Below are 23494 nucleotides of genomic sequence, written 5' to 3' on the forward strand. Positions count from 1 at the left end.
ATTTAAAATGAAGGAACCAGGTTAGCCTTGGCGATATTGCTCAGGGCGAACGCTTCTTCGTTTCCATCCACGTTGATGGTGACGGTCTCGCCGTCAACAGAAAGAATCAGCCCTTTCCATTTGCGACGGTTTTGCATCGCCATTTTCAGCACTACGTTCACTTCGTGACCGATAAACTGCTGATAATGCGCGGCTTTAAATAGTGGTCTTTCCAACCCTGGAGATGAAACTTCCAAGTTGTAAGCAACGGTAATTGGATCTTCTACGTCCATCACAGCGCTAACCTGGCGGCTCACTTCGGCACAAGCATCAACAGTGATGCCGTTTTCATGATCAATAAAGATCCGCAGGGTTGAATGTTGTCCCGCACGAACAAACTCAAGCCCAACAAGCTCATAGTTCAATGCTTCAACAGGTGCTTCTAGCAATGCTACAAGCTGTTTTTCTAGTCCGGTCATACAAACCCCAGAAATAAAAAAAGGGCTTAAAAGCCCAGATATCCATCCGAATGGGTCATGTTCAGATAATAAAAAACCCCGAATTACGGGGTTTAATGCAACTGGACCCTGATGCCATGGTTTCCCATGGCCAACAACTGTTTTGGTCTCACTAAACAATTGTCGATAAAGTGGTTGCGGGGGCCGGATTTGAACCGACGACCTTCGGGTTATGAGCCCGACGAGCTACCAAACTGCTCCACCCCGCGTCCGATTGGCGATTATTATATCGTCGCCTCGCGTTCTTTTTCAAGTACTGCGACCTTACTAAGTAAGGATTTTAAAATGGTGCCGAGAGCGGGACTTGAACCCGCATGCCTATACAGGCACTACCCCCTCAAGATAGCGTGTCTACCAATTTCACCACCTCGGCAAGCATTACTGCTTAATTCTTTTACTGAGGGATGTCGCTATTGCTTTCAGCAGGGACATCGCTCGCCGGAGTTACTTGCTCACTGGCAGGTACACTCAGGTCTTCGTACTCGCTACCAACGGTTGCGTTTTGAGTACTCATGTTACCCAGCACTAGGCTAAGAACAAAAAATATTGTCGCGAAAATCGCGGTCATTCGGGTCAGAAAGTTTCCAGAGCCGCCAGAGCCAAATACTGTATTTGATGCCCCAGCCCCGAAAGAGGCTCCCATATCTGCGCCTTTACCTTGTTGAACCAGAACTAGGCCAATTACACCAAGCGCGGCCAACAGATAAATCACAAGTAGAATTTCGTACATGGGTTCCACCTATGTTCCAAATTGTTGAGCCAGCTGACTATTCAGTTCACTAGCGCAACTCCCATCATTGGGAGCGGAAGAATACTAACGAATGCCGGCATACGAAACAAGAGAAAATTACAAAAAAGCGGTACTTTTCATCCCGTTTGCGCATCTTATAACCAAACAGACTCGCGTCCCTTCCGCTTTCCTTTTGTTATTAGCAGTTCGCTTTTACCGCATCTGCAATTTCAAGTGCATACGCTTGCACTTCATCAGCGTTTTCACCTTCAACCATGACACGGATTAATGGTTCAGTGCCAGATTTACGTAACAATACACGACCCGTGTCACCTAGCTTCTCTTCAACCGCTGCAGTTGCAGTCATCACTGCGTCTGATTGCAATGGATCGCTATCACCACTAAAACGAACATTCTCAAGGACTTGTGGGAACATGCTCATGCCATCACACAGATCTTTGAGTGTTAGCCCTGTTCCAACAACACTCGCTAATACTTGCAACGCCGCAACGATAGCATCACCAGTGGTAACTTTATCAAGAAGGATAACGTGACCTGAGTTTTCTGCGCCGATCTTCCAATCGTTCTCAAGCAGTTTTTCCATGACGTAGCGGTCGCCAACTTTCGCGCGGGTAAACGGAATACCGAGTTTTTTCAGCGCCACTTCCATGCCCATATTGGTCATCAAAGTACCAACAACACCGCCTTTCAGTTCGCCTCGACGTAACGATTCACGCGCAATGATGTAGGCAATTTGGTCGCCGTCTACTTTGTTACCTTCATGGTCGACCATGATGATACGGTCACCATCACCATCAAAGGCAATACCCAATACTGCGTTTTCTTCAACGACACGCTTTTGAAGTGCACGTACATCGGTTGCACCCACTTCTGCATTGATGTTTGTGCCGTTTGGCTCAACACCCATAGCGATGACATCAGCGCCCAGCTCAGAGAACACGGCAGGTGCAATGTGGTACGTCGCACCGTGTGCACAATCGATAACGATTTTAAGGCCTTTCAGATTCATTTCTGACGGGAACGTGCCTTTACAAAACTCAATGTAACGGCCCGCAGCATCAACGATACGGCTTGCTTTACCCAGCTCTGCTGACTCAACACAGGTCAGTGGCTTTTCGAGTTCAGCTTCAATCGCAAGCTCAACCGAATCAGGCAATTTTGTGCCTTCTGATGAAAAGAATTTGATGCCGTTGTCATAGTAAGGGTTATGCGATGCTGAGATAACAATCCCCGCTTCCGCACGGAACGTTTGCGTTAAGTACGCAATGGCAGGCGTTGGCATTGGGCCTGTAAACGCAGCCTGAAGACCAGCAGCTGATAAGCCAGCTTCCAACGCAGATTCAAGCATGTAGCCAGAGATGCGTGTATCTTTGCCTATCAATACTTTCTTCGTGCCTTGCTGGCTCAGTACACGACCCGCAGCCCAACCTAATTTCAGCATAAAATCTGGCGTGATTGGGAACTGGCCAACTTTACCGCGTACACCGTCGGTGCCGAAGTATTTACGTTCTGTCATTGTGTATCTCCAAGTAGATCTGCTGCTTCTTGCATCATGCTGACAACGCGAACCACATCTGCGGTTTCTTTTACGTCATGCACGCGAATGAGCTGAGCCCCTTTCGAAGCAGCAATGGTAGCGCAAGCTAAACTTCCCCCCAAAACATCGGCAGGGGGTTTATCCAATAATTTAAAAATCATAGACTTCCGTGACATACCCGCCAGTATCGGCAGTCCATGACGGTGAAACAATTCCAACTTTGCTAACAGCTGGTAGTTATGTGTCAGTGTTTTACCAAACCCAAACCCTGGGTCTAAAATCAGTTTTTCTTTGGCAATACCCATTGCCGCACAAGCTTCAATTCTTTCATTGAAGAAACAATGGATATCTTCAAAAATATCGTCATAGGTTGGATCAACCTGCATCGAACGAGGTTGTCCTTGCATGTGCATAATACATACTGGCACATCAGCCATGGCTGCCGCGTTAAGCGCCCCTGGCTCTTGAAGTGCACGCACATCATTGATTAGATTAGCACCTGCATTCACCGCAGCGGTCATTACTGCAGCTTTACTGGTATCAATTGAAATCCAGCAATCAAACCTTTCTCGAATAGCTTCTATCGCGGGAATAACCCTTGATAGCTCTTCATCCAGCGAAACATCTACTGCACCAGGTCTCGTAGACTCACCGCCAATATCCAATACCGACGCACCCGCACTGAGCATACTTTCTGCATGATAAAGCGCCGTATCGAGATGATTGAATTTACCGCCATCTGAAAAAGAATCAGGCGTGACGTTGAGGATACCCATTACTTTCGGGGAAGATAGATCGAGAAAGAATTCTTTGCTGGTCAGTATCATAGTTGGGCTTTGTTTGAGGCTAGAATTTGTCACTACCAAAAGAAAAACCCCGAGTAAGCCCGGGGTTTCTTTTAACTAAAACGCAATTACGCGTCCGGCTGATTATCAGGGTCGACAGGCTTAGCGCTGGCGTCTGACGATGAAGGCTTTTCAGCTTCCACATCAGCATCTGCATCCGGTTTTTTCGGCGTATTGCCAGAATTATCTGGTTCAACGCCCCAACCTGCAGGTTCACGCACTGGACGTCGCTCCATCAAATCATCGATTTGACCAGCATCAATCGTTTCATACTTCATCAGTGCATCTTTCATTGCATGCATGATGTCCATATTTTCTTCGATGAGCTTGCGAGCACGGATGTAGTTACGGTCAATCAACAAACGGATTTCGCTATCAATAAGACGCGCGGTCTCATCAGACATGTGCTTAGACTTCGCAACGGAACGACCAAGGAAAACTTCCCCTTCGTCTTCAGCGTACAATAGAGGTCCCAACTTATCTGAGAAGCCCCATTGCGTCACCATCTTGCGCGCGATATCCGTAGCACGTTCGATGTCGTTCGACGCACCCGTTGAAACGTTCTCAACACCATAGATAATCTCTTCCGCTAGACGGCCACCGTACAAGCTCGAAATCATGGATTCTAGGTGTAGACGAGACATGCTCACACGATCTTGCTCAGGCAGATACATCGTCACACCCAGCGCACGTCCGCGAGGAATAATAGACACTTTGTAAACCGGATCATGCTCAGGCACAAGTCGACCTACAACAGCGTGGCCCGCTTCGTGGTAGGCGGTCGATTCTTTGGTTTCTTCAGTCAGAACCATTGATTTGCGCTCAGCGCCCATCATGATTTTGTCTTTCGCCAGTTCGAATTCGATCATAGATACAACGCGCTTATTACCACGTGCAGCAAACAATGCTGCTTCGTTGACCAAGTTCGCCAAATCTGCGCCAGAGAACCCTGGGGTACCACGTGCGATAAGCGATGCTTCAACATCACCACCTAGTGGTACTTTACGCATGTGTACTTTAAGAATTTGCTCACGACCACGTACATCTGGTAAGCCAACAACAACCTGACGGTCAAAGCGGCCCGGACGCAACAAGGCAGGGTCAAGAACATCTGGACGGTTAGTCGCTGCGATAACGATGATACCTTCGTTACCTTCAAAGCCATCCATTTCAACCAGCATTTGGTTCAATGTTTGTTCACGTTCGTCGTGACCACCACCAAGACCAGCGCCACGTTGGCGACCTACGGCATCAATCTCATCAATAAAGATGATACATGGCGAGGCTTTCTTCGCTTGTTCGAACATGTCACGGACACGAGATGCGCCCACACCAACGAACATTTCAACGAAATCAGAACCGGAAATCGTAAAGAACGGTACTTTCGCTTCACCTGCAATGGCTTTCGCCAGCAAGGTTTTACCTGTACCAGGAGGACCTACCATCAAAACACCCGTTGGGATTTTACCGCCGAGTTTTTGGAAGCGACTTGGGTCGCGCAGGTAGTCAACCAATTCTTTAACGTCTTCTTTCGCTTCGTCACAACCAGCGACATCCGCGAAAGTTGTTTTGATCTGCTCTTCGCTCATCATGCGCGCTTTCGATTTACCGAAAGACATCGCACCTTTGCCACCGCCGCCTTGCATCTGACGCATGAAGAAAATCCATACACCGATAAGCAGAAGCATTGGGAACCAAGAGATGAAGATAGACGCAAGAATGCTTGGCTCTTCAGGAGGCGTGCCACGAACCTGAACTTTGTGATTGATCAGGTCATCAAGCAATTTAGGATCTTGGAGAACAGGCATGTAAGAGACATAATTCGTGCCATCACGACGCGTGACTTTCAGCTCGCGATTATCGAACTGTACTTCCTGTAATTTATCTTGCCCTATTTCTTGGACAAACGTTGTGTAGTCGACTTGACGGCCAGCACTGTCGCCAGGTCCAAAGCTTTGGAACACAGACATCAGCACAACAGCGATGACCAGCCATAAAATCAAGTTTTTTGCCATGTCACTCAAGGTGTTAGCCCCGCGAAAACTATAAGAATAATGGTAGAGTACTACAGTTTATAACCTGTAGCTACAATGTAGACTTCACGTGATCGAGCACGAGAAGAATCGGGTTTACGAATTTTTACTGCTTTAAACATTTTACGCACTTCAGCTAAATATTGATCAAAGCCTTCGCCTTGAAAAACTTTAACAATAAATGCGCCATTTGGTGCGAGAACTTCTCGACACATTTCCATCGCAAGTTCAACTAAGTACATTGCTTTGGGTTGATCTGATGCCAAATTACCACTCATATTTGGCGCCATGTCGGACATAACAACATCCACCATGTCAGGTTGAATACGATCTAATAACGCATTCAAGACTGCTTCTTCACGAAAGTCCCCTTGCAAGAAGCTTACTCCAGGCAGGGAGTCCATAGGAAGGATGTCACATGCTATAACTTGACCGTTGTCACCAACTTGTTCTGCAGCGTACTGAGACCACCCACCAGGAGCGGCACCCAAATCGACCACAGTCATACCAGGTTTAAGCAGTTTATCTTTGCCTTGAATTTCATCTAGCTTAAAAATCGCACGTGAACGAAAGCCTTTTTTCTGGGCTTCTTGAACATATTTATCATCAAAATGCTCTTTCAACCAGCGGCCAGAACTCGCTGAGTGTTTCTTTTTGCTCATGTTTTACCTAGCCCACATTTACTGTCGTTAAATGTTAACGAACTGCTTAGGGGGATATTTGTTCAGTTTGTATAGATATGGCGGTAGAATGTCACGTTTTCAACCCCGATAAAACAACAAATCGAGTCAACATGAATCTAAGCACAAAACAAAAGCAGCATCTAAAAGGACTGGCACACTCTCTTAAACCTGTCGTATTGATGGGCGCCAACGGCCTAACAGAAGCAGTGCTTGCTGAGATTGAAATCGCTCTCGATCATCACGAGCTAATCAAGGTGAAAGTTGCATCAGAAGATCGCGACACTAAGAACTTGATTGTAGACGCAATTGTTCGTGAAACCAAGGCAGAGAAAGTACAGGTTATTGGTAAAACACTTGTACTGTACCGCCAGAGCGCAGAACGTAAAATAGAAATCCCACGCAAATAAAAAAAGGCCGCATCGCGGCCTTTTTTGTTTCTGCGATAGTAACAACCGCTAACATTTTTTTCGATTAGGCGTACGTTACGCTATCGATCTCGAATTCTTTCACGCCACCCGGCGTGTTGATTGACACTTCGTCGCCTGCTTCTTTACCGATCAAACCACGTGCAATGGGTGAGTTGATGGAAATCAGGTTCTTCTTAATATCAGACTCGTCATCACCAACAATCTGGTAAGACAATTCTTCATCTGTATTAATGTCAATCAAGCCTACAGTTGAACCAAAGATCACTTTGCCATTGTTTGGCATCTTTGCGATGTCGATGACTTGAGCAACTGAAAGTTTGTATTCAATATCACGAATCTGCGCTTCACAAATACCTTGTTCTTCACGCGCCGCGTGATATTCAGCATTTTCTTTAAGATCGCCCAACTCACGAGCTTCACCGATCGCCTGAGTAATAATTGGACGACGTTTCAGCAGGCGGTCTAACTCTACACGAAGCTGCTGTTCGCCACGAACAGTCATGGGTACTTTATCCATAAATGACATTACCTCTGTCTCCAAAACCCTTGGTTTTGGCAATAACAAAGCCACGCCCATATACAATGATGAGCGCAGCAAACGAATATCTGTGTTTTCAGTGTAAACAACTTATCACTGAAGGTCACCAATCATTTTTCTTCCTCCTAGCGCTCACTAAAACCCTACGTCACCCCTAGATGGTAGATACACAAATCAAAATTAAAAAACCAATCAAAGCTCACATAAACAAATGCATGGCGAGAGATTTAGCTCGCATAAAAAGATAAAAAAACATAAATGCGAGGAATGTAACGGAACTTTAATGCAAAACTGCAAGCCACTGAAATAATTAGAGTAAAATCATACTGACAACATAAAAAACACTGTTTTAAATGTGATTTTTGATTGTTTTACTAGCGGTTGTAAATCGTCAGCGGGTACAAACAAGGCATCGAGATGGTTGGAGATGCCATCAAGAAACTCAAAACCTTATAAAGGACAACGTAATGAATAAAACGTTTATCGCACTTGCTGTAGCTGCTCTAGCGTCTACCTCTGTTTCTGCTGCTGAAATTTTCAATGACGGTACTTCTTCTATGGCTATCGGCGGTCGTGCAGAAGCACGTGCGTCTATCAAAGATGGCGAAATGAATGATGCAAGCCGCGTACGTATCAATGTTCTGGGTACCACTCAAATCTCAGAAGAAGCATACGGTGTTGGTTTCTTCGAACGTGAATTCAAATCAGACAAAGCTGATGACGAAAACCGTTACCTGTTCGCTGGTATCGGCACTGAGTTCGGTCTAGTAACTTACGGTAAGAACGACGGTTCTCTAGGCATGATCACTGACTTCACTGATATCATGTCTTACCACGGTGCTGCTGCTAGCTCAAAAATCACTGTTGCTGACCGCACTAACAACAACATCGCTTACAAAGGCGAGTTCGGTGGTCTAACGGTTAAAGCTAACTACGTTGGCAACAATGACACCATCGACAAAGGTTACTCTCTAGGTGCGGTTTACGCGATGGAGAACGGTCTGGCAATGGGTCTAGGTTACGCAGACCAAGACAACCTAACCAAAACAACTGAAAGCCAAATCGAAGCGGCTGTTTCTTACACCATGGGCGACATCTACGTTGCTGCACTTTACAAAGATGGCGAAAGCAACGTTTCAGGCTCTGACAAAGATCTAACTGGTTACGAATTGGCGGCGGCTTACACCATGGGCCAAACCAAGTTCACTACCACTTACGGTAAAGCTGAAACTGAGTCAGACGACACTGCAGACTCTATCGCAATCGACGCGACGCATTACTTCAACGGTAACTTCCGCACTTACGCGTCTTACAACTTCAACCTGCTTGATGCAGATAAAGTTGGCAAAGCGAAGGCAGAAGACGAGCTAGTATTCGGTCTACGTTACGATTTCTAATCTGAGTTAGGTTAAACACTTAATACAGAGACAAACGCCTACCTCCGAGTAGGCGTTTTTTGTACCATACTGGATCTGCCGTCTACGCTGGAGCCTAATATGGTGCGTTATTGCCTTCTCATTCTTTCCCTTTGCTTATCATTTCGTGCATCATCGGTGCCTGTTAACACGCTTGAAGCTATGCTTCCTGCGGGCAGTCAACTCGCCCTTTCTGTTTATAACATCAACACTCAACGGCAGATGGTTGCGCTGGATGATCAGATTTTACTTCCCCCTGCCAGTACTCAAAAGGTCGTCACCGCACTCGCCTCTGCACTTTATCTTCCTAAAGACTTCACCTTCACTACACGCGCATATCGCTCAGGTAAAGACGTTATTTTTTCGTTCTCAGGTGACCCAACGTTAACGCGTAAAAACATCCAATCCTTGCTCAGAGACATCAAGGCAGCAGGCGTTACCCGTATCAATGGTGATGTGTGGCTGGATGGCAGTATTTTTACAGGCTATGAGCGTGCAGTCGGCTGGCCATGGGATATCCTAGGGGTATGTTATAGCGCTCCCTCAACCTCTATTGCCCTAGAGCGAAACTGTGTTCAGGGTTCGATTTACAGCGAAAAAGGTAAAATAACGACGCGCGTTTTTGTTCCCGAGCATCAGCCTGTTTCTGTCACCACTGATGCACTCGCTGTGACGAAAGACGAAATGAACGCCAAGCATTGCGACCTAGAGCTGCACTACGAAAACAACAATAGCTACAAATTAACTGGTTGTTTACCCCACAGAAGCAAACCCTTACCGCTAAAATTCGCGGTTCAAAACCCTGAGAAGTACATGCGCGATGTACTTTCAGCGGAGCTCAAAAAAGCAAGAATGGGTCTCACAGGGCAAATCCGCATTGGTAATCCCATCAGCAATGCACCAAAACAACTCATCGCCACGCACGCCTCGGCGCCTCGCGATGTATTGCTTAAGAAAATGCTCAAACGTTCAGACAACCTGATCGCAGACAATCTGTTAAAAACACTGGGGCATCAGTATTTCAACCAACCGGGCTCTTTCTCTAACGGCGCTGCAGCCGTGAAAGCCATCATGCAAGAACGTGCCAATATTGATTTATCCCACGCCGTAATCGTTGATGGCTCTGGGCTTTCAAGAAACAACCGTATGTCTGCAAAACAATTGATGGATGTCATCCACTACACCTACTCTCATCAAGATTTAGGTGTATTAGCGATGCTGCCAGTATCCGGCGTTGATGGCACGTTGAAGTATCGTAGTAGCGTGAGGAATGCGCCTTTGAAGCAAAGGTTAAAAGCCAAGTCTGGCTCGCTCTACGGCAGTTACAACTTAGCTGGTGTGATAAGAAATGATAAAGGGCAGGATGTGTTAGTGGTGCAATTGGTCACCAACTACCACATCCCAAAAACAGACGAGCGCCCAGCGAACCTCGCCAGCCCCATTACGCAATTTGAGCGCGAATTGTACCAGGCCTTGCTTACATCAAGTCTAACCACGCGTTAACTGTCATGAAATAAATCGCCATCCCGCTGATATCGACAACGGATGCCAGAACGGGACTCACGAGCACAGCGGGGTCGAGGCGAAACGTTGTTGCCACAAGTGGGAGCACGCCGCCTATTGTGGTAGACAACAGCACTTGAATGATCAGCGCCATACCAATCGCTACAGCAATGTCATCTAACGAAAAGCCAGATGGCAGCGCAGCGCTGTCACTAAAGAGCATCACCCTTGCCATGATGACGGCAGCCAGTGCAAACGCGATGACGACCGCCACGCGTACTTCCTTCCACATGACACGTGGCCAGTGAGACGGATGCACTTCGTTCATCGCCATGGCGCGAACAACTAACGTGGCTGCTTGTGAGCCTGCATTCCCCCCCGCCGCCGCAACCACGGGCATATAAATCGCCAGTAAAATCAGCTGGCTGATCGAATCCTCGTAATGAGAAATGATCAGCCCCGAGACAACGCCCAGTAACGCAAGACCAATGATCCAACCAATGCGCTGTCGGACATGTGACATGACTGAATTCGTTAGATAGTCCCCATCAGGCTCTACTTCAGAGTTAATCAAACCCAGCCCTGTCGCGATTTGCCTTACCCTAATCGCATCGCCAGTTTCAGCCAGATCATCAAGTAGCTTTCTGACCAAGTCCAATGGACAGCAATTTAGTACACCAATCGCTTCAGCCACAGGCATCACAGACAGCAACCGAATTCTGTCTTCTTCACTGTGAATAAGAAACGCGTTTTTTGCTGCTTCAATTTCATGAGCAGCGACATGATTGTGCTGGTATTCCAGCAAGGTGGCATTCATTACCGCCATAGCGAACCTCCCGATTGGCTAGTGCCAGACATCATCTGGTGAGGGTAACGACCATGAAAATACGTGTTTCAGCAGCATGTTGCTTTAGAGAAATAAAACAGCAAATGTTCCCGCACAGTGATTACTCACTACGCAAGATTTAAAACCCAAAGGTTTCTAGACGTATTTTCACTCAGAATATTGGGGAAGCACTGGGAATGGAAAAGCAAAGATCATTCCGACCGGGCAGTCGAAATGTGAAAACACACTAACGTCACCGCCGGACTTGCTGGCCTCCCTGACAACTCGGAGGATGGTCGATAACGTTCATGGTTTTCTCCAAAAGTGCCGCAGTATTGCGACGGAGCAATACTACGCCTCTTTCGTGCGATAGAAAACATTCACCCACGGTTAAATTGTGAAGATTTAATGACACGCCATGCGCTGATTTATCTGCAAAATACAACACGATATTGGCATTGTCTCCGTCAATAAATGGCACAAAAAAGCCCGCCATAAAGGCGGGCAAGGAGGTTGTTATCTAGGTCGGCTTCCTGCCGACTCATTGATTATGTTTTTACCTTTTTTGAGAAATTACGCTTTACCGTATTTCTCAGCAACGCGTGCGTGAAGCTCTTGTACTGAGTTCACTTTCGACATATCTACAGCAGCATGCGCCATACAAGTCGCAAACGCCGCGTTTAGCGTTGTGGTGTAGCTTACCTTCTCAGCCAATGCGCCACGACGAAGTACTTTTGAGTCTTCAATCGCTTGGCGGCCTTCAGTGGTGTTCACAATGTAGCTGTATTCACCATTCTTGATACGGTCAAGAATGTGAGGACGACCTTCGTGTACCTTGTTCACTAGGCGAGGGTTAATGCCCGCTTCACCAAGAACAACAGCAGTACCGTGTGTCGCATCCAGTTCAAAGCCAAGCTTGATAAGCTTCGCGGCAAGGTCAACAACACGCTGCTTGTCAGTATTACGGACAGACAGAAGTGCGCGGCCTTTTTCACTGTATTGCTTACCACAGCCAAGATCTGCTTTCGCAAACGCTTCAGCAAATGTGTCACCCACACCCATGACTTCACCGGTAGAGCGCATTTCTGGACCCAACAGTGGGTCGACACCCGGGAACTTGTTGAACGGCAATACCACTTCTTTCACAGAATAATACGGTGGAATAATTTCTTGTGTGAAGCCTTGTGACTCAAGCGATTGGCCAGCCATAACACGCGCTGCAATTTTCGCAAGTGGTGCACCAGTCGCTTTCGATACAAATGGCACCGTACGTGCTGCGCGCGGGTTCACCTCAATCAGGTAAACTTCGCCGTCTTTTACTGCAAACTGCGTATTCATCAAACCACGAACACCCAGTTCAAACGCCAGTTTTTCAACTTGGCGACGCATCTCGTCCTGAATGTCTTGGCTCAAGGTGTAAGCTGGCAGTGAACATGCAGAGTCACCTGAGTGAACACCCGCTTGTTCGATGTGCTCCATGATGCCGCCAATCACAACGCGTTCGCCGTCACAGATAGCATCCACATCCACTTCGGTCGCATCATCAAGGAAACGGTCAAGCAGCACTGGTGATTCGTTAGAAACGCTTACCGCTTCATTGAAGTAACGGCGCAAGTCGTTTTCGTCATACACGATTTCCATTGCACGGCCACCCAGAACATACGATGGACGAACAACCAGAGGGAAGCCAATCTCTTTTGACTTATCAATGGCTTGTTCCATTGTTGTCACAGTCGCGTTTTCTGGTGTTTTCAAACCTAAACGGTCAACCGCAGATTGGAAACGTTCACGGTCTTCTGCACGGTCAATCGCATCAGGGCTCGTACCAATGATTGGCACACCAGCTGCTTCCAATGCACGTGCCAATTTCAGTGGCGTTTGACCACCGTATTGCACGATAACGCCCTTAGGCTTTTCAACACGAGCGATAGCGAGCACGTCTTCAAGTGTTACTGGCTCGAAGTACAAACGGTCAGACGTATCGTAATCGGTGGAAACCGTTTCAGGGTTACAGTTAACCATGATGGTTTCATAGCCATCTTCACGAAGTGCTAGTGATGCGTGTACACAGCAGTAATCGAACTCAATACCTTGACCGATACGGTTTGGACCACCGCCCAATACCATGATCTTGTCTTTGTCTGTTGGGTTCGCTTCACACTCGTCATCGTAAGAGCTGTACATGTACGCGGTATCAGACGAGAACTCTGCGGCACAAGTATCCACGCGCTTGTAAACAGGGTGGATGTCGTACTGGTCACGAAGCTTGCGGATTTCGTTTTCGCTCACACCCAGTAGCTTGCTCAAACGTGCATCAGCGAAGCCTTTGCGTTTCAGTTTGCGCAGTACATCTTTGTTTAGACCCGCGAAGCCATTTTCTTTGACTTCAGCTTCGATTTTGACGATGTCTTCAATCTGTACCAAGAACCAGCGGTCAACATTGGTCAGCTTAAATACACCATCAACCGACATGCCTGCACGGAATGCATCAGCGATGTACCAAATACGCTCTGCACCAGCATCTTTCAATTCGTGACGAATCTTGGTCATTGCGTCTGGTTCATCCAGATCGACCATCTCATCAAAGCCTGTCGCGCCAACTTCTAGGCCACGCAATGCTTTGTGAAGCGATTCTTGCTGGTTACGACCAATGGCCATGACTTCGCCCACAGATTTCATCTGTGTGGTCAGACGGTCATTCGCACCAGCAAATTTTTCGAAGTTAAAACGAGGGATCTTAGTCACAACGTAATCGATGGTTGGTTCAAATGATGCTGGTGTTGCGCCGCCAGTGATGTCATTCATCAACTCATCAAGGGTGAAACCAACGGCTAGCTTCGCTGCCACTTTTGCAATCGGGAAGCCAGTTGCTTTCGATGCTAGCGCAGAAGAGCGAGATACACGTGGGTTCATCTCGATGATAACCATACGGCCATCTTTCGGGTTGATACCAAACTGAACGTTTGAGCCGCCGGTTTCTACGCCGATTTCACGCAGAACCGCTAGCGATGCGTTACGCATCAATTGGTATTCTTTGTCGGTCAGTGTTTGTGCTGGCGCCACAGTAATAGAGTCACCCGTGTGGATGCCCATTGCATCGAAGTTTTCGATGGCACATACGATGATACAGTTGTCGTTCTTGTCGCGAACAACTTCCATTTCGTATTCTTTCCAACCGATCAGAGATTCATCGATAAGAAGTTCGTTGGTTGGAGAAAGATCCAAACCACGACGACAGATGTCATCAAACTCTTCTTTGTTATACGCGATGCCACCACCGGTACCACCCATGGTGAAAGAAGGACGGATGATGCAAGGGAAACCGACCATGTCCAAAACTTTGTAAGCTTCTTCCATCGTTTTCGCTGTGTCTGCGGTTGGACATTCCAAACCGATAGACTTCATTGCTTTGTCGAAGCGTGAACGGTCTTCAGCTTTATCAATCGCATCCGCCGTTGCACCAATCATTTCGACGCCGAACTCAGCCAGTACACCGTGCTTTTCAAGTTCAAGCGCACAGTTCAATGCCGTTTGACCGCCCATTGTCGGTAGAACCGCATCAGGACGCTCTTTTTCAATGATGTTGCGAACAACTTCCCATTGAATTGGCTCAATGTAAGTCGCATCCGCCATTTCTGGGTCGGTCATGATGGTGGCTGGGTTAGAGTTCACCAAAATAACGCGGTAACCCTCTTCACGCAGCGCTTTACAAGCTTGCGCACCTGAATAGTCAAACTCACACGCCTGGCCAATAACAATTGGGCCTGCGCCTAGAATAAGAATACTTTTTATGTCTGTACGTTTTGGCATTCTCTGCTACTCCGGATTACGCGCTGTGTTGCTTAATAAGTTCAATGAAGTGGTCAAAAAGCGGTGCCGCATCGTGCGGACCAGGGCTCGCTTCAGGGTGCCCTTGGAAGCTAAAGGCTGGTTTATCTGTGCGGTGAATACCCTGCAGAGAACCATCAAATAGCGATACGTGAGTAGCACGTAGATTTTCAGGAAGCGTGGCTTCGTCAGCGGCAAAACCGTGGTTTTGCGATGTGATCATCACAACGCTGCGATCCAAGTCTTTTACTGGGTGGTTTGCACCGTGGTGACCAAACTTCATTTTTACCGTTTGGGCGCCCGATGCCAGAGCCAGAATTTGGTGACCAAGACAGATACCAAAAATTGGCAAGCCTTTGTCTAGGAATACTTTTGTTGCTTCGATAGCGTAAGTACATGGCTCAGGGTCACCCGGGCCATTCGACAGGAATACACCATCAGGGTTAAGCGCCAATACATCTTCAGCAGACGTTTGTGCAGGGACGACGGTCAAACGACAACCACGATCCACCAGCATACGCAGAATATTGCGCTTCGCACCGAAGTCGTAAGCAACAACGTGGAATGGCAATTCACTGCTGTCTTTTGCTTCTGGCAAACCGCCTTCTAGCGTCCAAGAGCCTTGCTTCCACTCATAAGCTTCTGCTGTGGTCACTTCTTTCGCCAAATCCATGCCTTTCAGACCTGGGAATGCTTTCGCTTTAGCAAGTGCCAATGCTTCGTCAAGGTTGTCACCTGCAACGATACAACCGTTTTGTGCGCCTTTTTCACGTAATAGACGTGTCAGCTTACGGGTATCGATGTCGGCGATACCAACGATGTTTTGAGACTTGAGGTAATCGGAAAGTGTTTGTTGGCTGCGGAAGTTTGAAGCTATAAGGGGAAGGTCACGAATTACCAAGCCTTGCGCGTGGATTCTTGAGGATTCTTCGTCTTCGGTATTAGTACCGGTGTTGCCAATGTGGGGATAAGTAAGAGTAACAATTTGCTGAGAGTAAGAAGGGTCAGTGAGAATTTCTTGATACCCCGTCATCGAGGTATTAAAAACAACTTCACCAACAGCAGAACCATCAGCACCAATGGACACACCGTGGAATACAGTCCCATCTTCTAGGACTAAGAGCGCAGACTTGCTCAAGACAACCTCCAAATCAATAAAAATGCAAAATAAATAGATAAATTCGCATTAAGTCATTCCATACAATTGCCAGTTCGACGTCAAGCCGAAATTTGACAAATTGCGCGCATTCTAGAGATCCACGCCGAACGTGTCAACAGGACTCGCAAAAAAGAACATAACTTTCGACCACCCTAAGTGGTTTTCACCCTCAAGCGCATAAAAACCCCACTAAACTCAAGCAAAATACGTATTTCCCATGAAAACACCTCTTACCATGGTTGGCTGAGCATTCAAAAAGAAAGGGAAGCAATCAGACCATTACGCAACCGTTTCCTAATGTTGTCTTTTCGATACTTTTAGAGGTTAGAGCAGCATAAGCAGGGGTAAAGGCACAAAAGCATACCTAAACAAGGTGGGAATATGGCAGGGAAAGAGAGAAAGGAAAGAACCAGAAAAAGGGGGAAACACCATGCAGCCCGCTCACGCAAACTGCATAGTTAATCGAATTTTGATTAAAGGGTATCGAGCTCTAATACATCTTGCATCGTAAAAAAGCCCGATGGTTTCGCATTGAGCCAAATCGCTGCGCGAACAGCACCGTTAGCAAACGTCATTCGATTTGTCGCTTTGTGAGTGATTTCAACGCGCTCACCAATGTCAGCAAACATGGCTGTATGCTCACCCACAATGTCGCCAGCACGGATCGTGGCAAAACCTATTTCATCGCGGCTTCGCTCACCAGTGATACCTTCACGTGCATACACAGCAACATCACTCAACTTGTTGCCCATCGCACCTGCAATGGCTTCACCCATGCCTATAGCAGTGCCCGAAGGTGCATCCACTTTATGACGATGGTGCGCTTCAACGATCTCAATGTCGCAGTAGTCACCCATCACTTTTGCGGCTTTCTCAAGCAGCTTAAAGACAAGGTTTACGCCAACGCTATAATTTGGCGCCATCACAATACCGGTGTCAGAAGCTGCAGCATCAATCAGTGCGCGCTGCTCATCAGTAAAACCTGTTGTACCAATGATCAGTTTCTTTCCATGCAGTTGGCACAGTGCAAGGTTGGCTAACGTCACGACAGGCGCAGTAAAATCAATGATGACGTCAAAGTCACCTGCCACCTTTGCTAAATCATCCACAATGGTCACGTCGCGCTTACCAATGCCGGCGAGCTCACCTGCGTCAGCGCCAATAAGACTCGATTCAGGACGTTCACTTGCAGCAGTCAGTATTGCGCCTTCCATTCCATCCGTGGCTTGAATTAGCTGTCGGCCCATACGGCCAGCAGCGCCCGCAATTGCAATGCGAACCATGTAAATCCCCTTTCAATCTTGGTCAGCGCCACGTCAACGCGGCGCAATAAAATCATTCGTTTGTCACTCTACCTTTTTCAAACAGTGATGTATATCCGAGCAATGCTTGGAATGACGCTCTGTATCGTCGACGAAATTCTTCCCTCGCTAAAACGCAAAAAGGAGCCAAAGGCTCCTTTAACACAGTCGAGAATAATCAAGGTGTCGTTAGTCAATATGCTTAACTTGAAGCTCGCGCGGCACTTCAAAGAACATGTTTTCTTCACGTCCTTTCAATTCTTCCACCGCCGTACCGCCATACGCTTCAATTTGAGCAATGATAAGATTCACAAGTTCTTCTGGTGCTGACGCACCCGCCGTCACCCCGACCTTCACCTTGCTTTCAAACCATTCCGCTTTCACATCTTCTGCGCAATCCGTCAGGTATGCTGGCGTTCCCAGTTTTTCACTCAATTCACGTAAGCGATTGGAGTTTGAACTGTTCTTCGACCCCACCACCACCATCACATCACATTGTGTCGCCAACTCTCGAACTGCATCTTGGCGATTTTGGGTAGCGTAACAAATGTCATCTTTACGTGGACCTTGGATCTCAGGGAATACCTCACGTAATCGGTCGATCACGTCTGCAGTTTCATCCACAGACAAGGTGGTTTGACTGACGTAATGCAAGTTCGACGGGTCTTTCACATTGATGGTATGGACATCTTCCGGCGTTTCCACCAAGTACATACCACCTGTTTCGCTGGCATATTGTCCCATGGTGCCTTCCACTTCTGGATGGCCAGCATGGCCAATCAGCACCACTTCCATATTCTTACGACTTGCACGCGCAACTTCCATATGCACTTTTGTCACTAACGGACACGTTGCGTCGAACACGGTTAGACTGCGAGATTTTGCTTCATTGCGAACCGCTTGTGACACACCGTGGGCTGAAAAAATAACAATGCTGTCATCTGGCACTTCACTGAGCTCTTCAACAAACACAGCACCACGAGACTTTAGGCCTTCCACAACAAAGCGGTTATGCACGACTTCATGACGCACATAAATAGGAGGCTGATACATTTCTAGTGCACGCTCAACAATGCTGATAGCACGATCGACACCGGCACAAAACCCACGAGGGTTAGCTAGCAAAATCTTCATTACAACGCCTTTTAACCGACACTCACTATTTCTACATCAAAGATGACATTTTGGCCGGCGAGTGGGTGATTAAAATCCACCGTGACAGACTCACCCGACACTTCCGTAATGACACCAGGAATTTCCTGACCACCAGGGCCAGCAAACGCGACGATGGTACCTTCCTCTAAAGGAATATCCCCAGAAAATTGACTGCGATCCATATGTTGGATGTTGTCAGGGTTGGATTGGCCAAACGCATCATCAGGACCCAGTGTAAAACTGGCTTTCTCGCCTTCGGATAACCCTAGCAGGCACTTTTCAAAGTTATCCGTCAAACTGCCATCGCCCATCACAAGCTTCGCAGGTTTGCCAGATGTCTGCGTGCTATCTGCTACAGAGCCGTCTTCTAGTTTAATGGTGAAGTGCATAACCACTTCACTCTTAGCGCTAATGTTTGCCATTCAACCATCCTTGAATTCAATGAGGACGTATACCGCCCAATCTTACCCGGTAACATCTTAATGTTGGGTATAAACCCCAATTCTAATTGGGTTATGTATTTTTTAATACAATACGGCGCTGCCCGTAAAACGACCAGCGCCATAGTGTTATTTCTTTTGTCTCACCACAAACCGTTTACTCAGTTTCAGCGGCTTGTTTTCTTGAGGACAAAATACTTTCCAGCACAATCAAACCAGCACCGATACAAATTGCCGTATCTGCCAGATTAAAGGCTGGCCAGTGATTCTTTCCGATAAAGAAATCGAGGAAATCGATCACGAAGCCATGAACAAGGCGATCAAACAAGTTACCGATCGCACCACCAATGACTAAGGCATAAGCGATGTTCAAGATCTTGTTGCTCGCAGGCGTTTGGCGCATCCAGTACGCCAACATGCCTGATACGGTCAGTGCAATAGCAGCGAAGAACCATCGCTGCCAGCCACCGGCATCGCTCAAGAAGCTGAATGCAGCGCCGTAATTGTGAACATACAAAAGATTAAAGAAAGGCAGCACCTCAATGCGGTTCGCCCAACCATATCCCATCGTGTCCATAACAAACAGTTTGCTGCCAATATCCAACACGAACACCAGCAGTGCTAGCCACAGCCAACGCACACCCGACTGTTTTACTGTCAGATCTTTCATCCAGCCTTCCTACTCTCTTTATGCGTGGTGACGATTACGCGAATTGACGCGTTTCGCCTTCACCATCAATGTTACTTACACAACGACCACAAAGGGTTGGATGTGCGTCGATTGTGCCTACATCTGCAACATGGTGCCAGCAACGCTCACACTTCTCTGCATCTGATTTCGCAACAACCACAGACAAACCATCGATTTCCGTTGCCACTGCAGCTTCCGGCGCTGCGTCAGTCGCAACAACGTCTGCTTTTGAGGTCAGCAACACGAAACGTAGCTCATTGCCCATCGCTTCTAGCTTGGCAGCAAACTCAGGTTTCGCATAAAGGGTGATTTCAGCTTCGAGTGAACCCCCGATTTTCTTATCGTTACGCGCTTGTTCTAGAACCTTGTTAACGGCACCACGAACACGCAGCAATTCAGACCAGAATGCGTTATTCAATGTTTCGTCATCATTCAGACCAAACAAACCGTCGTACCACACCTCAGTGAATACGTATTTGCTGCGCGCACCCGGCATTTCGTTCCAGATCTCATCTGCAGTGAACGACATGATCGGCGCCATCCAACGTACCAAGGCTTCCATGATATGGAACAAGGCCGTTTGACAGCTGCGGTGCGCAAGACCACCTGCTTTCGCGGTGTATTGACGGTCTTTGATGATGTCCAAGTAGAATGAACCCATCTCAACAGAACAGAACTGCATCAGACGTTGTGTTACTGCGTGGAAGTTACACTCTTCAAACGCTTTCAGCATTTCTTCTTGTGCTTCAAGTGCCTTACCAACCGCCCAGCGGTCTGCAATCACCATGTCTTCCGCTGCAACCAAATCAGTTTCAGGGTTGAAACCGTTCAAGTTTGCCAGCAGGAAGCGCGCCGTGTTACGAATACGACGATACGCATCAGCACTGCGGTTTAGGATTTGATCTGACACGGTCATTTCGCCCGTGTAATCCGTTGATGCCACCCACAAGCGTAGGATGTCGCCACCCAACTTGTTCATCACTTCTTGTGGAGATACAACGTTACCGATCGACTTAGACATCTTACGGCCTTGGCCATCAACGGTGAAACCGTGAGTCAACACTTGCTTGTAAGGCGCTGCATTTTTGATTGCAACAGACGTCATGAGTGACGATTGGAACCAGCCACGGTGTTGATCCGAGCCTTCCAAGTACATGTCAGCTTCATTGCCGTTGAATTCCGCGCGTTGGTTAACAACCGCATAGTGCGTAGCACCTGAGTCGAACCAAACGTCTAGCGTGTCTAGCACTTTTTCGTAGCTTTCAGCATCGTCACCAAGCAACTCAGCCGTGTCGAGATCCCACCACGCCTGAATGCCTGATTGCTCAACTTTCTTCGCGACTTTCTCGATCAATTCAACCGTGTTCGGGTGAAGATCTGAGGTTTCTTTGTGAACGAACAGTGCGATTGGCACGCCCCACGTACGTTGACGGGAGATACACCAATCAGGGCGACCTTCAACCATCGACTCGATGCGGTTTTGACCCCACTCAGGGATCCACTGTACGTTTTTGATCTCTTCCAGTGCTTTCGCACGCAGACCTGCTTTCTCCATAGAGATGAACCACTGCGGTGTTGCACGGAAAATGATCGGTGTTTTGTGGCGCCAGCAATGCGGGTAGCTATGCTCGTACGCGTGGTGGTGAAGCAAAGAACCGTGTTCTTTCAACACGTCAATCACGTTGTCGTTTGCTTTTAACACGTGTTGACCCGCAAACAACTCGGTATCAGGCAAGTAAACGCCGTTACTGCCGACAGGGTTCGCCACTTCTAGGCCGTACTTTTGACCTACCACGAAGTCTTCTTGACCGTGACCAGGTGCAGTGTGAACAACACCCGTACCTGATTCAGTCGTTACGTGTTCGCCACAAATAACTGGCACATCAAAGCTGTAGAACGGGTGGTTGAAGCGCAATAGCTCCAACGCGTCACCTTGGCAGAAACCAAGGTTATGGAAATGTTCGATACCTGCGCGATCCATCACTTGCTTCGCAAGTTCAGATGCCACGATCAAACGGCGAGGTGTCTCGCCTTCCACTTGAACAAGTACATATTCCAGCGCATCAGAAACAGCCACTGCACGGTTTGCAGGCAACGTCCAAGGCGTGGTGGTCCAGATAACGATAGACACGTCACCGTGACCTTCATGGCCTTCCGCCAAACCGAATTTTGCCAATACAGCAGCTTCGTCTGTTGCACGGAACATCACATCAATAGAAGGCGATACTTTATTTTCGTATTCTACTTCTGCTTCAGCCAGTGCTGAACCACAGTCAGTACACCAGTGAACAGGCTTGAAGCCTTTATGAAGATGGCCGTTGTCTGCGATCTTACCTAGCGCACGAATGATGTTCGCTTCGGTGTTGAAGTCCATGGTCAAGTATGGCTTGTCCCACTCACCCAACACACCAAGACGTTTGAAGTCAGCCTTTTGGCCTTCAACTTGCTTCGCTGCATATTCACGACATTTCTGGCGGAATTCAGCAGCCGTCACTTTTTTGCCCGGCTTGCCGACTTTTTTCTCAACCATCAGTTCGATTGGCAGACCGTGACAGTCCCAACCCGGTACGTAAGGTGCGTCAAAGTCCGACAATGTTTTGGACTTAATAATAATGTCTTTAAGAATCTTGTTTACTGAGTGACCAATATGGATGTTGCCGTTTGCATACGGAGGGCCGTCATGCAGGATGAAAGATTTCTTGCCTTTTTTCGCTTTACGGATCTCGCCGTAAAGATCTTCATCGTACCAACGCTTGAGCATTTGCGGCTCACGTTGTGCAAGATTACCTCGCATCGGAAACGCGGTTTCCGGCAGGTTTAAGGTATCTTTAAAGTCACTCATTGATTGTTCATTCCGTATGGACGTTTTCGACATTATCTTGACCAGCCAGCCACGCACGCGCTGTCTGGGCATCAAGTTCAATTTGGGCTTTTAGCTCGTCTAGCGAGCCAAATTTTTTCTCATCTCGCAGCTTATGAAGAAGCTGCACTTCAACATGTCGACCGTAAAGGTCATCAGCGAAGTCAAACAGGTGCACTTCCAGTTGTTGGCGCACACCGTTAACAGTTGGTCGCGTGCCTACGTTGGCAACACCACCTAACCATGTGTTCTCATCAATACCGCCGACCTTAACGACATACACGCCAGACACGGGTGTGACACGTCGCTTCAAAGGTACATTTGCGGTAGGGAATCCGATGGTACGACCCAGCTTCTTACCGTGGGAAACTCGCCCACTGATGCTATAAGGTCGCCCTAGCATCTGCTCCACTGCGTCTTGCTCGCCTCGTGCCAATTCATCACGAATGGCCGTACTGCTAACACGCTGCTCTGAGACACAAAAACTTTGCGTACTCACCACATCAAAATGTGCAGATTTTGCTTCTTGTTGCAGATAGACAAAATCGCCCTGACGCTTAGCGCCAAAGCGGAAGTCATCGCCGACTACGAGAAACTTAACACCCAATTGTTCAGCCAACAAGCGGTGAACAAAGTCATAGGGCGTCATCGCAGCGAATTTCGCATTAAAATTCACCACAAGTAACCGCTCAACGCCTAATTTTGCCAGCTGCGTGTATTTGTCACGTAAGCGGGTCAATCGCGCAGGCGCTCCATCAGCAGCAAACAGTTCTCTTGGTTGCGGTTCAAACAGCATGACCGTGGGCGGAACGCCCAACTCTCGGGCCTTCTTTACCACTTGAATAAGCACTTGTTGGTGGCCTAAATGCACACCATCAAAGTTACCGATCGTCAGTACGCACCCTCGGTGTCTGTCTCGGATGTTATGAATGCCTCGGATCAATTCCATAATGGTAAAACTGCTTTCCCCTAAAAAAACCGACGGATTATATACTAGTTATGCG

19 protein-coding genes and 2 tRNA genes are annotated in these 23494 nt (G+C 47.7%); 3 read left to right on the top strand and 18 right to left on the bottom strand.

Going from position 1 to position 23494, the window contains the following annotated elements; all coding sequences use genetic code 11:
- Positions 1-2: 2 nt before the first annotated feature.
- The 8 genes from rimP to rlmE form a co-directional block, all read right to left on the bottom strand.
- Positions 3-458 carry a ribosome maturation factor RimP gene (gene rimP / locus BCT27_RS12995; protein ID WP_026024477.1) on the bottom strand — a complete coding sequence of 152 codons (456 nt, stop codon included), beginning with the start codon at positions 456-458 and terminating at the stop codon, positions 3-5.
- 171 nt (positions 459-629) lie between these two features.
- Positions 630-706 (bottom strand) — tRNA-Met (locus BCT27_RS13000).
- A 77-nt stretch (positions 707-783) separates the two neighbouring features.
- Positions 784-870, bottom strand: a tRNA-Leu gene (locus BCT27_RS13005).
- Between the two features lie 21 nt (positions 871-891).
- The gene (secG, locus tag BCT27_RS13010; protein ID WP_102317463.1) at positions 892-1227 is read right to left on the bottom strand and encodes a preprotein translocase subunit SecG; all 336 of its coding nucleotides are present in this window, start codon (positions 1225-1227) and stop codon (positions 892-894) included.
- Between the two features lie 199 nt (positions 1228-1426).
- Complete coding sequence (gene glmM / locus BCT27_RS13015; RefSeq protein WP_102395988.1) at positions 1427-2764, bottom strand: phosphoglucosamine mutase; 1338 nt, start codon at positions 2762-2764, stop codon at positions 1427-1429.
- Positions 2761-3612 carry a dihydropteroate synthase gene (gene folP, locus BCT27_RS13020; RefSeq protein ID WP_140425050.1) on the bottom strand — a complete coding sequence of 284 codons (852 nt, stop codon included), beginning with the start codon at positions 3610-3612 and terminating at the stop codon, positions 2761-2763. Before folP ends, glmM begins: the two co-directional genes overlap by 4 nt.
- 86 nt (positions 3613-3698) lie before the next feature.
- Entirely contained in the window at positions 3699-5645 is a 1947-nt protein-coding gene (gene ftsH, locus BCT27_RS13025; RefSeq protein WP_102395989.1) for an ATP-dependent zinc metalloprotease FtsH, read from the bottom strand.
- Between the two features lie 50 nt (positions 5646-5695).
- Positions 5696-6325 (bottom strand): 23S rRNA (uridine(2552)-2'-O)-methyltransferase RlmE, encoded by a 630-nt coding sequence (gene rlmE, locus BCT27_RS13030; protein ID WP_017008782.1) that lies wholly within the window; start codon positions 6323-6325, stop codon positions 5696-5698.
- Positions 6326-6456: 131 nt separating this feature from the next.
- Here rlmE and yhbY point away from each other — a divergent pair, with 131 nt between their 5' ends.
- The gene (gene yhbY / locus BCT27_RS13035) at positions 6457-6753 is read left to right on the top strand and encodes a ribosome assembly RNA-binding protein YhbY (RefSeq protein ID WP_017008781.1); all 297 of its coding nucleotides are present in this window, start codon (positions 6457-6459) and stop codon (positions 6751-6753) included.
- A 64-nt stretch (positions 6754-6817) separates the two neighbouring features.
- Here yhbY and greA read toward each other — a convergent pair whose 3' ends face one another.
- Complete coding sequence (gene greA, locus BCT27_RS13040; RefSeq protein ID WP_198597560.1) at positions 6818-7291, bottom strand: transcription elongation factor GreA; 474 nt, start codon at positions 7289-7291, stop codon at positions 6818-6820.
- A 488-nt stretch (positions 7292-7779) separates the two neighbouring features.
- Between greA and BCT27_RS13045 the strand changes: the two genes are divergently transcribed.
- The gene (locus BCT27_RS13045; protein ID WP_102395991.1) at positions 7780-8709 is read left to right on the top strand and encodes a porin; all 930 of its coding nucleotides are present in this window, start codon (positions 7780-7782) and stop codon (positions 8707-8709) included.
- A 99-nt stretch (positions 8710-8808) separates the two neighbouring features.
- Positions 8809-10230, top strand: a complete 1422-nt coding sequence (gene dacB / locus BCT27_RS13050; RefSeq protein ID WP_102395992.1) for a serine-type D-Ala-D-Ala carboxypeptidase — start codon at positions 8809-8811, stop codon at positions 10228-10230.
- Here dacB and BCT27_RS13055 read toward each other — a convergent pair.
- The 9 genes from BCT27_RS13055 to ribF form a co-directional block, all read right to left on the bottom strand.
- Positions 10205-11056: a magnesium transporter gene (locus BCT27_RS13055; RefSeq protein ID WP_102395993.1), complete on the bottom strand. Its 852-nt coding sequence runs from the start codon at positions 11054-11056 to the stop codon at positions 10205-10207. The genes dacB and BCT27_RS13055 overlap by 26 nt on opposite strands.
- 573 nt (positions 11057-11629) lie before the next feature.
- The gene (carB, locus tag BCT27_RS13065) at positions 11630-14866 is read right to left on the bottom strand and encodes a carbamoyl-phosphate synthase large subunit (RefSeq protein ID WP_102317456.1); all 3237 of its coding nucleotides are present in this window, start codon (positions 14864-14866) and stop codon (positions 11630-11632) included.
- A 16-nt stretch (positions 14867-14882) separates the two neighbouring features.
- Positions 14883-16022, bottom strand: a complete 1140-nt coding sequence (gene carA / locus BCT27_RS13070; RefSeq protein WP_017008774.1) for a glutamine-hydrolyzing carbamoyl-phosphate synthase small subunit — start codon at positions 16020-16022, stop codon at positions 14883-14885.
- A gap of 494 nt (positions 16023-16516) precedes the next feature.
- Complete coding sequence (dapB, locus tag BCT27_RS13075) at positions 16517-17326, bottom strand: 4-hydroxy-tetrahydrodipicolinate reductase (RefSeq protein ID WP_102317455.1); 810 nt, start codon at positions 17324-17326, stop codon at positions 16517-16519.
- A 207-nt stretch (positions 17327-17533) separates the two neighbouring features.
- Entirely contained in the window at positions 17534-18478 is a 945-nt protein-coding gene (gene ispH / locus BCT27_RS13080) for a 4-hydroxy-3-methylbut-2-enyl diphosphate reductase (RefSeq protein WP_102317454.1), read from the bottom strand.
- Positions 18479-18489: 11 nt separating this feature from the next.
- Positions 18490-18921, bottom strand: a complete 432-nt coding sequence (gene fkpB / locus BCT27_RS13085) for an FKBP-type peptidyl-prolyl cis-trans isomerase (protein ID WP_017008771.1) — start codon at positions 18919-18921, stop codon at positions 18490-18492.
- Between the two features lie 175 nt (positions 18922-19096).
- A complete protein-coding gene (gene lspA, locus BCT27_RS13090) occupies positions 19097-19609 on the bottom strand; it encodes a signal peptidase II (RefSeq protein ID WP_017012543.1) in 513 nt (170 codons plus the stop codon).
- A gap of 34 nt (positions 19610-19643) precedes the next feature.
- On the bottom strand, positions 19644-22472 hold the full coding sequence (ileS, locus tag BCT27_RS13095) for an isoleucine--tRNA ligase (RefSeq protein WP_102390903.1): 2829 nt from the start codon (positions 22470-22472) through the stop codon (positions 19644-19646).
- Between the two features lie 7 nt (positions 22473-22479).
- Positions 22480-23439: a bifunctional riboflavin kinase/FAD synthetase gene (gene ribF, locus BCT27_RS13100; protein WP_102395994.1), complete on the bottom strand. Its 960-nt coding sequence runs from the start codon at positions 23437-23439 to the stop codon at positions 22480-22482.
- Between the last annotated feature and the right edge of the window lie 55 nt (positions 23440-23494).

The sequence above is a fragment of the Enterovibrio norvegicus genome, from assembly GCF_002876705.1.
Taxonomy (GTDB): domain Bacteria; phylum Pseudomonadota; class Gammaproteobacteria; order Enterobacterales; family Vibrionaceae; genus Enterovibrio; species Enterovibrio norvegicus_B.